This is a genomic window from Micromonospora pisi (genome assembly GCF_003633685.1).
Taxonomy (GTDB): domain Bacteria; phylum Actinomycetota; class Actinomycetes; order Mycobacteriales; family Micromonosporaceae; genus Micromonospora_G; species Micromonospora_G pisi.
Genome location: NZ_RBKT01000001.1, coordinates 1,303,222 through 1,315,202 on the forward strand (window position 1 = coordinate 1,303,222; position 11,981 = coordinate 1,315,202).

An 11,981-nucleotide genomic window follows, 5' to 3' on the forward strand; every position below is an offset into this window, starting at 1 on the left:
GCGAGGCGAGGGGCGTCCCCGGCGACGTCGCCGGAGTCGACGTGGACGTGGACGACACGGTCGACGTGGACGACGCGACCGAACTCGCCCGGGTGTCGCTGGAGACCGTGCCGGGCACCGTCGCGCTCGCCGGGCCGTTCAAGGCTGAACTCACCGGCGCCGGGACGCGTCCTGACTGCGCTGCCGGGTTGCTGACCGGCTGCGGCCCGCCCGATCCCGAAGTGGACGGCGTCCCACCGCTGCTGCTCACCGGCGCCGGCCCGGTAGCGGCCGACGTGCCAGAACTTCCTCCGGCAGGCGGCGTGGCCAGAGCGGCTGAACCACCCGAGGACGACGGGGCGCCCGGAGACGCTGGAGGTGTCAGGACCGTCGAGGGCGTCGGGACAGTCGGCGTCAGCGGACCGGTCGAGGGACCTGAGAGGTTCGGGGTTGTCCGGACGATCGGGGTCGGCCCGGTCGTACCCTCGGCGGGTTTGATCGACGAGGGTGCGCCCCCTCCGGATGTTGGTGTGGGCCGGCTCTCCGCAGGTGGCTCCGATCCGGTCCTCGAGATCGTGGAGGGGGCGGTTCCGGTCGTCGCACCCGCGACGTTGCCGGGTACGCCGGGACCGGGCACGCCAGGACCGGGGGAGTTCGGAGGCAGGCCCGGCAGGGATGGGGGTTGACCAGACGAAAACGGAGGCTGACCCGGCAGGGATGCTGGTGGGCCCAGGAAAGACGGAGGCGGACCACCCTCATCGGACGAGTCTCCGCTACGGGTTCGCTCACCGCCCGCTACGGCGTCGGGATGGGTGAGCCGCCGAAGGCTCGTCCCGGCGATATCCCCGGCACCCTCAGCAGCGCCGGACAACATGCCGGACACGAGCGTGACCGGCACCGTACCCCACTGCCAACCCTCACCCTTGACCAGGTTGAACGTACCCTCACCGACGACCTCGACGGCCCCCTCGGTCACCACATTCTCGACGAACTCCGCCCCCGCGGCCCGAATACCCTGACTGACAACCGCGTCAGCCACATCCTTCGCCCCAGCGCCGGCCACAGCGTCCACCGCACCCTTGGCCGCCCCAGAAGCCGCCGCCCGCGCCGCATCCCCAGCACGATCAGCAGCCTGCTCCACCGCCTCACGCAAAAACCGGTTACCAAGCCCACCAAGAACCCCGCCACCAGCCCCCATCACCACACCGATCAGACCAGTCCACGACCCAACCGCCGCCGCGTTCTTCGTCAGATCAACATTCCAACCCTTCTGATGCCCCCGCTGAATCAGGATCGCCTGCGCGATCACATCCATCAACACCTGCAAACCCACACCAACGACCTGGCCCATCCCCACCGCGACAATCAACCGGGCCAACCACAACGCGATCTTCCACTTGTCCACCAACAGCTTCATCGCCATCTGCTGCAGCACACCCGGCCACAACCAGGCAATCGCCAACGCGAACGCCAACTCGATCATCAACTCGATGATCGTCAAAATAATCATGATCTGGGTGTACTCAACCTGGGTCGCCGAATCCTCCAGGCCCTCACCCAACCGGCGCACATACCGGGACGCGACAACCAGATAACCGTCGTCGCCCAGATAGTCCTTCATCGCGTCAACAAACGCCTGCTCCGACTTACCCGCCACCCCGTTACTGATGCTGTTCACCGCCGTCACGAACAGCGGCAACACCTGCTCCAAACCATCAGACGCCGCGTAATGACCATGCGCCAACAACCGCAACTTGTCCGGATCCGTCGCCGGAAGCTCCTCACCCGTCAACCACTTCAGGAACTCGGCAGCATCGTCCGACATCTCGATGGCCATGACGACTGCCCACCTCCTGTCGAATCCCCGAGGGCCACACCGCCGTTGACGATGTGGCCCTCACGCTGTGGCTGACCCGATCAGGGCCGAATGGGACGGTTGTGCCCACCGACGACCTGGTCGGCCAGTCCCGTCGTGGTGTCGGAAACGTTCGCTATGACCTTGTTGAGCATGGTGACATTCTCGGTGTCCCCTTCGGCCAGGGCCCGGACTCCCTTGAGAATGATCTTGACGACCTCGACGCCGTCGTTCAGATTCTTGAAGATCTGCTCGTCGGTGCTGGTCCGGATGTGACCCGGCGGCATGTTCGCGTCGGTGACCCCGGTGAAGTCATCGTCGACCCGCTTCATGAGCAGCGCGGCGGGTTCCAGCTTGTCGCTACGAACCAGGTCGGTGTCCCCACCGATGACGCTCATCGCGACTCCTCGGGTCGGTTCGGCGACGAGGCCGCACCCGGGAACGGCTCGTTGGCCGCCCGCATGGCCTCGCTCATCATCTCGTCGAAGTCGACCGACCCGTTGAGCATGTCGAGGATCGGCATGCCCGCCGGCAGGATCGTCTGGAACAGTTCCGCGGCGCCTTCTCGTGCCTGTTCCCGGGCCGCCTTGGTGGTCTCCACCAGCAGGCTGCCCAACTCGGCGGGGGGCATGGTCCGGTACGCGTTGGTGGGAAACTTGACCTCTACCAGGTCGCCCCGACCGTCCACTGTGACGGTGACCGCTCGGTTCTTCGCGGTCACCGTCGTCTTGGCCGCCTCGATCTTCCGCTCGATCCCGGAGATCGCAATCTTCTGTTGCTCGAACTCGGCAAACGCCTGTTCGATCCTGTTCTGCAACGGACTGGACATGATCACTCTCCTCGCTCAGTAGCCACGACTGCCCTGACGGCCGGTGCCCCGCGACGGCCCGTACGGCGAGCCGGGGCCCTGCGGCATCGACGGCCGAATCCCGTCACCACCAGGACCATCCGGTACGTCATCCCGACCGATCACCGACGGCGCCACGTCCGGATCCGTACCCCAGACCTCCTCCTCCTCGGCCAACCACGTCGTCCGCTCGCGGTCCTTCTCCTGCTGACCACCGCCGCCCTGACCCATGCCGCCCATCGGCGGCATCATCGGCGGGAAACCACCCATCCCACCGGCACCCGCCGCACCACCGGCCAACGCACCACCGGCCGCACCCGCCGCAGCAGCGGCAGCCAAACCACCCAACCCCACGCCACCGGAACCATCCCCGGCCCAACCACCGCCGCCAGCGTCGAACCCACCACCACCGGCGACCGGCGCCGGACCCAACGGGCCGATTTCCAGGCCCACCGGGGGATGCGGGAACTCGGCGCCTCCCTGCCAGTCGTCACCGGCGTCACCACCGGCACTCGGATCCAGGTCGGGGAACTCACCGCCCACACCCGGGGAGCCATCGCCTCCCAGACCGGGCAGAGACCCACCGGCGCCCGGACCCGACGAGCCTCCCAGACCCGGGAGAGATCCACCAGCCCCCGGACCCGACGAACCTCCCAGACCCGGAAGAGGTCCACCAGCCCCCGGACCCGAACCACCTAGCCCGGGCAGACCACCACCGGCGCCGCCGGTGCCACCACCCACCCCTGGGAACGAGCCTCCCGCACCCGGCAGATCGTCCGGGTCGATCGCGCTCGGATCCTCCCCGAGCTCACCGTCACCGGTACCGATCCCACCCGCACCGCCACCGGGCTCGTCCCGACCCGGAACCGGCCGCGGACCACCAGGCAACCCGGGCAATCCACCAAGCCCCGGACCACCAACAAATCCACCACCTGGGCCACCACCGGTACTGCCATCGCCCACCCCGCCCAAACCAGAGCCACCAGCCCCCGGCAACCCCGAGCCAGGCAACCCGGAGCCCGGCAGTCCTGAGCCGGGAAGCCCCGAACCCTCAAAGCCGCCGCCACCGCCGAGCCCCAAACCACCGCCGCCACCACCCAGGTCCAACCCACCGCCACCGCCGAGGTCCAAACCAGCACCACCGCCACCGCCACCGCCGAGCTCCAGATCAGCACCACCACCGCCGCCACCACCCAGGTCCAGATCAGCACCACCACCACCGCCGCCACCACCCAGGTCCAGATCAGCACCACCACCGCCGCCACCACCCAGGTCCAGATCAGCACCACCGCCACCGCCACCGCCACCGCCGCCCAGGTTCAGATCAGCACCACCGCCACCGCCACCACCGCCCACGTTGGGGTCCGGAATCGGCGAAGGCGGCGGCACGTACGTACGCGGATCCAGCAACCCCATGTACGTCTTGTCGAAACTCGCCCGCAACAGGTCGAACTGCGTACGCATCGCCTGATCCAGCTCTTCCAACCCTTTCAGGAAAAAGGCATGCATTTCACGGTCTAACCTCGCCAACTCCGCAGCGGGGTTCTTGAAGTTGTATACGTCATCCTTTTCCCCGAAATTGAGGGTTATGTTCCAGTCAGGCAACTGATCCCATGCAGTGAGCTGATTGTTCTTCCACGCCGTCCAGTTGTAGTCCACCGTGTCCGCGGCGAGTTTGTCGATATCGGCCTCGATCTGGTTCATCACCCGGCGGATCATCTCGCTCGGCTGATACTCCGTCTTGCTCGACCACGACGCCCAAGCCTTTCGCAACTCATTCCAGAACGCCTGCGCGGCATCACCGTTGTCGTGCAACAACTGCGGCCAGTTCGAACTCGTCTCCAGATCCTGCCGCAGCAACAGCATCTCCTGGCGAAGATTCACCAGGACCGACCGGAAAGCTCCCGCCGCCGAACCCTCGAAACCCGACCCGTCACCTTCCAACTTGTCGATCTCGACTTTCAACCGCTGCATACTGTCATCCAGCCACGTCGAGAGGTTGTAAGCCGATTCGGCAGCCGTGTGGAAGGTACGAGGATCGAGCGGCAACGGATTCGGAGGCATATTCAGAACGTCCCGGGAGTTGTTCCAGAACTCATTCCAGAAACGCTCGTGCGGCGACGCTCCGGCCGCCCCGGCATACCAATCCACCCGACCCTTGATCAGGTAGTACGCGGTATGGGTCTGAAAGCCGGAGGAGGTACGACGATAGATGTGGAATTCGTTCGCCCCCGGGGTGCCCATCGACCATTCCCACGGGTGGTTCTTGCGTGCGTTGATGTAGTGGGCCTCGATCAGGCTGATCCAGACGGGGTTGTAGAACTGACGGCGGTCCATGCCATTGGCCTTCAGGACCTGCATCAACCCGTCCTCCCACGGGCCGACGCCACCGACGTTCGAGCTTCCTGGCTGAGTCATCGCGTTTCTCCGGTCAACGACACGAGCACTTCTCCCCGACCAACTCCCGGGACGGGTTCACTGGCCACGACCGCCCTGCCGGCCAGTGCCCCGCGACGGCCCGTACGGCGAACCGGGACCCTGCGGCACCGACGGCCGAACCCCGTCACGACCAGGACCATCCGGTACGTCATCCCGACCGACCACCGAAGGAGCCACGTCCGGATCCGTACCCCAGATCTCCTCCTCCTCGGCCAACCACGTCGTCCGCTCCCGGTCCTTCTCCTGCTGACCACCGCCCTGACCCATGCCGCCCATCGGCGGCATCATCGGCGGGAATCCGCCCATCCCACCCGCACCCGCCGCACCCACGGCACCCCCGGCCAACGCACCACCGGCCGCACCCGCCGCAGCAGCGGCACCCAGACCACCCAACCCCACACCACCGGAACCATCCCCGGCCCAACCACCGCCGCCAGCGTCGAACCCACCACCACCGGCAAGCGGCGCAGGATCCAACGGACCGATGCGCAACCCGGCCGGCGGCGGAGTCTTGGAACCTCCCTGCCAACCGTCGCCACCGGCATCCGGGTTCAGGTCGGGGAACTCACCGCCCAGGCCCGGACCATCCCCGCCGATCGAACCCGGCAGCGACCCACCGGACCCCGGAAGACCGCCGAAGAAGTCGCCACCGGAACCACTACCCGGCGACCCTGGCAGACCTCCCACACCGGGGGAGCCGCCACCGCCCAGACCGGGCAACGAGCCGCCAGCGCCCGGACCCGACGAGCCGCCCAGACCGGGGAACGACCCACCAGCCCCCGGACCCGAACCGCCTAACGCGGGAAGACCACCGCCGACGCCACCGGTGCCAGCACCCAGCCCAGGGAACGAACCACCCGCACCCGGCAGATCGTCCGGATCGATCGCGCTCGGATCCTCCAGGAAGTCGTCGTCACCGGTACCGATCCCACCCGCACCGCCACCGGGCTCGTCCCGACCCGGAACCGGCCGACCGCCACCGGGCAGCCCCGGCAACCCGCCAAGCCCCGGACCACCGGCAAACCCACCACCGGGACCACCAATGGAACCGCCACCACCGACCCCGCCCAAACCAGAGCCACCCGCACCCGGCAACCCGGAACCGGGAAGTCCCGAACCCTCGAAACCAGCGCCCGGCACATTGGACCCGTTGGAGCCACCACTGGTGAGCACATCCAGGTCCGGTCCGCCATCACCATCAAGACCCAGAGCATCGAACCCGCCACCGCCACCGCCACCACCGCCGCCACCACCGCCCAGGTCCAAACCATCGCCGCCACCACCGATGTCCAACCCACCGCCACCGCCACCACCACCGCCACCGCCACCGCCGCCGCCGCCGTCCAGGTTCAAGTCAGCACCACCGCCATCGAGGTTCAAATCAGCACCAGCACCGCCACCACCGCCCACCTTCGGGTCCGGAATCGGCGGAGGCGGCGGCACGTACGTACGCGGATCCATCAACCCCATGTACGTCTTGTCAAAACTCGTCCGCAACAGGTCGAACTGCGTACGCATCACCTGATCCAGCTCTTCCAACGCTCGCCGGAAGAAGGCATGCATAGCGGCATCCAACTTCGCTAACGCCGCTCCCGGGTTCTTGAAGTCGTAGGTGTCCGTCCCAGCTCCGAAATCGAGTTCGAAATTCCAGCTGGGCAGGTCCTCGAACTTCGTCAGCAGGCCAGCGTCCCAGGAGGCTTTGTTGAAGTCGTCGGTCTTCCTGCCGAGGTCGTCGATCTGCCACTCGATCTGGGCCATCACCCGGCGGATCATTTCGCTCGGTTGATATTCCGTCTTACTCGACCAGGACTCCCATGCTTTCCGCAACTCGTTCCAGAATGCCTGGGCGACATCACCGTTGTCGTGCAACATCTGCGGCCAGTTCGAACTCGTCTCCAGGTCCTGCCGCAACAACGACATCTCCTGACGCAGATTCTCCAGAACAGACCGGAAAGCCCCCGCCGCCGAGCCCTCGAACCCCGGACCGTCACCATCCAACTTACCGATCTCCACCTGCAACCGCTGCACACTGTCATCCAGCCACGTGGACAGGTTGTAAGTCGACTCGGCAACGGTATGAAAAGTGCGGGGATCGAGGGGCAACGGCGTCGGAGGCGAATTCAGGATATTCCCCGAATGGGTCCAGAACTCGTTCCAGAAACGCTCGTGCGGTGACGCGCCCGCCGACCCGACGTACCAGTCCACCCGACCCTTGATCAGGTAGTACGCCTCGCCGAGCACGTCCCCCGGGTACTCGCGCGCGGTACGCCGGTAGATGGTGAACTCGTTCGCCCCCGGCGTGCCCATCGAGTCGTTCCACGGATCGTTCTGGGAGTTGACGTAGAACGCCTCGATCAGGCTGATCCAGGTGGGGTCGGCGTACTGGCGGCGGTCCATGCCCTCGGCCTTCAGCACCATGATCAGCCCCTCTTCCCAGGCACCAATGTTGCCCAGGCTCGAGCTTCCTGGCTGAGTCATCGCGATCTCCTGGTTACCGGGACGTCAAAAACAGGTGATGGTCAGGAAGCCGCCGGCGGGGGCACCACCGGCGGGGGCACCGACGAGGTCGGCCGCGAACCGGGCAGGAACGAGGCGAAGTTCGCCGCGTTCGCGTTGGCCCGTTCGATGTTCTCGCTCGACAGCAGAATGTTGCCCAGCCCCTGGGCGTAGTCGGCGAGCTTCTTGTCGAAAGCGGCCAGCTTCGTGTCGACCAGCCCGCCGACCGTCCGGATCCGGGTCTTGACGGCGGCGCCGCTGGCGAAGTTCTCGCCGCCGGGGATCACCTCCAGGTTGGCCCAGGGCATGCCGTGCGTGTGCCCCATGTCGGTGGGGTCGACACCGGCCCGTACGCCGCTGACCTGGTTGCGCATTTCCGTCAACCGGGTCTGCACTTCCCGGATGAAGTCCTCGTCGACGGTGATACGTGGCATGTCACATGTCCTTTCCGAAGGGATCGGTTGACCGGGCGGATCGGGTCGGGCGGACGATTCCGCCGTGGCGGGATTCGGGCAGTGACGGCGCGGGAGTCAACTCCCGCGCCGTCACTGTCTACCGGCTGGAGCTGTCTGCCGGGTGGAGCTCAGGCGACGAAGAGGGAGGCGCCCGCGGTGTCGCCCTCGTGGTACGTCTCACCGATCATGTGCAGCACCTGACCGGCCTTTGCCGCGCCCTCGCGCACCTGGTTCATGCCGAGGTCCCACTGCTGCTGCACCGCGCCGTAGTTCTCGATCGCGGCGCCGGCGTTCGCGGCAGCGTACTGGTCGACCTTGTTCTTCAGCTCCTGGGCGGAGGCCAGGAGCTTGTCGGTCACGGCCTTCAGCTGCGTTTCGGCGAGGTCGATGTCGGACAGGTCGACGGTGTAGGTAGCCATCGTTCACTCCTTCTCTCGGTACGGACGGATCCGCCGGTGACCGGCGTCCGGCTAGTTGGTCCAGCTGGCCTGGGCGGTGAAGGACTCGTTGGCGAGCGAGACGCTGGCCGCGGCGGCCGTGTTGTTGTCCTCGGTGTCGGTGGTCATCACGGCGAACCGCTGCATGTCGTCACTGAGGCTGTTGAGCGCGCTGCGGATGTTCACGATGCCCTGCGAGATCTCCTGGATCCCCTCCTGGTAGCGCCGCGAGGCGTCGCCGATCCAGGTGGCACCGAGCTCGGCCGAGCTGGTCAGCACCGTCCGCTCGGCGGCTTCCAGGTCCTGCACGGTCTGGCTGAACCCGTTGATGAGGCTGGTTCTGGTCTCATCATCCGAAATGATCCGGGGTTGGGTCATGGCCTGCTCCTTCTCTCGTCTGTGCCGTACCGGCTCCGGTCGGAGCCGCCTGCGTTCCTTGCCGTACCGACCGGCTGTGCCGGCAACCGCTGGGCGCCGGTCACCTCCGGGCCAGCGCTGATTCGAGCAACGGCCCGGTCGGCAGCATCTCCAGCAACCGACGCGGCACCGGTCGGGCCCCCGCCGAGGGGTAGCCCAACTGTTCGGCCACCGCACCCGAAGCCAACGGGAACTTCACCCCGGCGTCGGTGACCAGATAGAAACCAGAGCCCGCCGCCTGGTCGACCCGACCGGCCAGGACCAGCCCGCCCACCCCCGGCTCGACCGCGACCCGGGCCGCGGTCCGGGAGGTACGGGTCAGACCGACCCCGTCACGTACCGCCGCCGAGGCGAGCACCGGTAGGTCGGCGGTCACCTCCACCCCACCGTCGGCCATCGTGTGCCGGACACACCAGGTGCCGCCGCCCGCCACCTCGGCCAGCCTCGGCGGTGTCTCCGGCAACCCGGCCGGCAGCACCGCCTGCCGGGAGACCGGAAGTTGGGCCAGCGCCCCCGGGCTCAGCTCGAACGGCACCGCCGGCCGGCCGCCGTACAGCTTCGTGGTCTCCGGGTCGGCGGCGGCGATCGTGTACGCGAGCGGGGTCAGCTCAGCCAGACCATCCCGTTGCAGCAGGTAACGCCGTTCCGGCGGGCTCGCGGTACGGGCCACGAACAGCTCACCGACGTGAGCCTGCCGCCCGTCGATCACCGGCCCGGCCGTCCCCCGCCCGGGGATCGTCAGCGGGGCCAGGTCCGGCCCGACCGGTACGGATTCCAGCCAACCGGCCTCGACCGCGAACGCGCTCCGGTCGTACCCGAGGACCCGGGCCAGCCACGGCTCCGCGATCCGCAGCCGGCGGCCCCGCCAGACCAGGAAGCTCTCGCCGGCCGCGGTGGCGACGATCGCGTCGTCGGCCCCGAGGGGACGGTCCCGGCGCGGGCCGTCCACGACCCGCTCGATCGTCAACGTGGTCGCGGTGGAGAGCGCCCCGGCCTGGTCCCGATTGGCCAACGCGCAGACAGTCCACGCCTGAGCGGCCACCGTGCCCGGAGCCGGCAACGCGTCCGGGGCGCCGACGATGCCCACCGGTTGCCCGTGCGGGACCTCCTTCAGCGACCGGGTGGAGACCGAGACGACCTTCGGCTCCTTCTCGAACAGCAACCGGGCGGAGCTGTAGTTGAGCACCGGACGCAGCGTCCCGTCGACGAAGACGTACCGGGTCCCGGTCTCCTTCTCCAGCACCAGTGCGCCGGCCGCGCGCCACTTGCTCGACCCGCCCGGAACGATGAACCCGTAGATGGTGAACCCGGCGACCACCAGTGCGGCAACCAGCAGGCCGGAGATCGCGCCGACCACCATCCGGCGGTTCGGGTTCTCCAGTCCGTCGGGCTCGGCCGAGACCAGCGCACCCGTCAACCGGCCGAGCACGTACGTCTGCGCCTGCACCTGATCCCGGCGGGACTGCACCGCTCAGCCCCCCAACGCCCGCGCGGCGCCGTACGCGCCCAGCACGGCGAGCAGGATCGGCAGCATGGCGACGGTGGTGAGCAACTGCAGCACGTCGGCGATCCGCCCCCAGTACGGCATGATCCGGCGGTTGGGGAGCTTGCGTCCGATGACGAACGACAGGAACCCGGCCACCGGAAGCACCGTCACGACGAGCACCACCCGCAGCAGCGACGACACGTCCGCGACCGCGACCAGCGTCATCACGCCCAGTCCCAGCAGCGCCGGGCCGGCCAGTGCCAGCCGGTGCCAGCCGCTGGTCATCGGGCGTCCGGCGAGCAGCCGGACCACCGTGATCAGTGCGACCAGTGTCCACGCCGCCCACCCGCCGGTGAGGGCGAGCAGCACCATCGCGACGGCGGTGGCGACGGCGTTGCCGGCGTACAGGCCGGTCATGTACCGGTCGGCCTGCGCGGTCTGGGCCAGCAGCACGTCACTCGGCTCCGGGTCGATGTCCTCCTGCAGGTGCTCCGGTTCGGTCGGCAGCGGGGCCAGGTAGATCCGGGCGAGCCGGAACGCGGTCATCGGCACCAGCACGGTCAGCACCGTCGCGGCCACCGCGACCACGGCCGCCGCCCCGCCGGTGGTGAGGTCCAGGAACGCCGACAGCCCCGAGCCCAGGGCGGCGAAGATCGCCGCGCTGACCACCGCGGCGACAAACGGCCCGGCCCAGCCGAGGATCACCCCGGCGAGCAACACGGCCACCAGCGCCGCCACCGCACCGGCGAAGAGATGCGGCCCGCCCAGCGCCAGGGGGGCATCCGTCCGGGTCACCTCCGGTGTGATCATGCCGGCGAGCCCGGCGTACGCGACCCCGGCCAGTGCGGCGACCATGCCGAACGGCCGGTCCCCACCCGCCCGGCTCAGCCCGAACGCCCCGGCCAGGCAGAGCACCGCCACGATCGCGGCGCCCACGGCCCGGTCGAACGGCCGGCCGGACATCGCCAGCGTGACGAGTCCGAGCAGCAGCACGGCGGCGAAGACACCCAGCGCCGACCAGCGGATCATCTCCGGGCGCCAGGCCCCGGAGCGGGTCCGTACGCCGGTGGCGATGCCGTCGGCGAGGTCGTCGAAGTGCACCGGCGGGATCTGGTCCGCCCGGGGACGTAGGTGGACGGTCTCGCCGTCGTTGAGCCCGAGGGCCGCGACAGTGGCCTCCTCGTCCAACGGCGGGGCACCCAGCCGTTGCAGGACCCAGCCGCCGTGCGCCAGTCCGGCATCGGCGAGATTGTCACCGAGATGGTGCAGCAATGCGGGTAGAAGGTCGGCCACCAGCACATCGGCTGGTACGGCGACCTCCATCTGCCGGCCCGGTCCACAGACGACAAGGCGGCACATCTCCGCAGGGGCGGTGACGCTCATGCCCTGATGACGGTGCCGGTCGTCAGGGGGTTCAATAATTTTCCGCGGGTTCGAAATCCATGTTGACCCGATCGTGCCTCCCGCCCGTCGTAGAGGTCGGGCCGTGCCGAGAGCCGTACCCCAGGCCGCGGGTGCAACTCCCGCAGGACGGAAGGCTGTTCCTTGAGTACCGTGCTGTTCCGACGCC

At 68.2% G+C, this 11,981-nt stretch carries 10 protein-coding genes and 1 pseudogene; 1 reads left to right on the forward strand and 10 read right to left on the reverse strand.

Annotation, left to right across the window (positions count from 1 at the left end; all coding sequences use genetic code 11):
- The first annotated feature begins 41 nt into the window (after positions 1-41).
- The gene (locus BDK92_RS04880) at positions 42-665 is read left to right on the forward strand and encodes a hypothetical protein (RefSeq protein WP_121154985.1); all 624 of its coding nucleotides are present in this window, start codon (positions 42-44) and stop codon (positions 663-665) included.
- A 794-nt stretch (positions 666-1,459) separates the two neighbouring features.
- Here the strand turns inward: BDK92_RS04880 and BDK92_RS41400 are convergent.
- From BDK92_RS41400 to eccD, 10 genes and pseudogenes are all read right to left on the reverse strand, one after another.
- Positions 1,460-1,816 (reverse strand): annotated as a pseudogene (locus tag BDK92_RS41400) (WXG100-like domain-containing protein); the annotation flags it as partial.
- A gap of 80 nt (positions 1,817-1,896) precedes the next feature.
- Positions 1,897-2,232: a hypothetical protein gene (locus BDK92_RS04890; RefSeq protein WP_121154990.1), complete on the reverse strand. Its 336-nt coding sequence runs from the start codon at positions 2,230-2,232 to the stop codon at positions 1,897-1,899.
- Positions 2,229-2,663, reverse strand: a complete 435-nt coding sequence (locus BDK92_RS04895) for a YbaB/EbfC family nucleoid-associated protein (protein WP_147456916.1) — start codon at positions 2,661-2,663, stop codon at positions 2,229-2,231. The genes BDK92_RS04890 and BDK92_RS04895 overlap by 4 nt, the downstream gene beginning before the upstream one ends.
- Before the next feature lie 15 nt (positions 2,664-2,678).
- Positions 2,679-5,042 carry a WXG100 family type VII secretion target gene (locus BDK92_RS39615; RefSeq protein ID WP_211349088.1) on the reverse strand — a complete coding sequence of 788 codons (2,364 nt, stop codon included), beginning with the start codon at positions 5,040-5,042 and terminating at the stop codon, positions 2,679-2,681.
- 114 nt (positions 5,043-5,156) lie between these two features.
- Positions 5,157-7,598, reverse strand: a complete 2,442-nt coding sequence (locus tag BDK92_RS39620) for a WXG100 family type VII secretion target (RefSeq protein ID WP_211349089.1) — start codon at positions 7,596-7,598, stop codon at positions 5,157-5,159.
- 41 nt (positions 7,599-7,639) lie between these two features.
- A complete protein-coding gene (locus BDK92_RS04915; RefSeq protein ID WP_121154995.1) occupies positions 7,640-8,050 on the reverse strand; it encodes a hypothetical protein in 411 nt (136 codons plus the stop codon).
- A gap of 149 nt (positions 8,051-8,199) precedes the next feature.
- Positions 8,200-8,490 (reverse strand): WXG100 family type VII secretion target, encoded by a 291-nt coding sequence (locus tag BDK92_RS04920; protein ID WP_121154997.1) that lies wholly within the window; start codon positions 8,488-8,490, stop codon positions 8,200-8,202.
- A gap of 51 nt (positions 8,491-8,541) precedes the next feature.
- On the reverse strand, positions 8,542-8,886 hold the full coding sequence (locus tag BDK92_RS04925) for a WXG100 family type VII secretion target (protein ID WP_121155000.1): 345 nt from the start codon (positions 8,884-8,886) through the stop codon (positions 8,542-8,544).
- 100 nt (positions 8,887-8,986) lie between these two features.
- Positions 8,987-10,393 (reverse strand): type VII secretion protein EccB, encoded by a 1,407-nt coding sequence (gene eccB / locus BDK92_RS04930; RefSeq protein ID WP_121155002.1) that lies wholly within the window; start codon positions 10,391-10,393, stop codon positions 8,987-8,989.
- A gap of 3 nt (positions 10,394-10,396) precedes the next feature.
- Positions 10,397-11,794, reverse strand: coding sequence for a type VII secretion integral membrane protein EccD (eccD, locus tag BDK92_RS04935; RefSeq protein ID WP_121155005.1), 1,398 nt, complete (start codon positions 11,792-11,794; stop codon positions 10,397-10,399).
- Positions 11,795-11,981 lie beyond the last annotated feature (187 nt).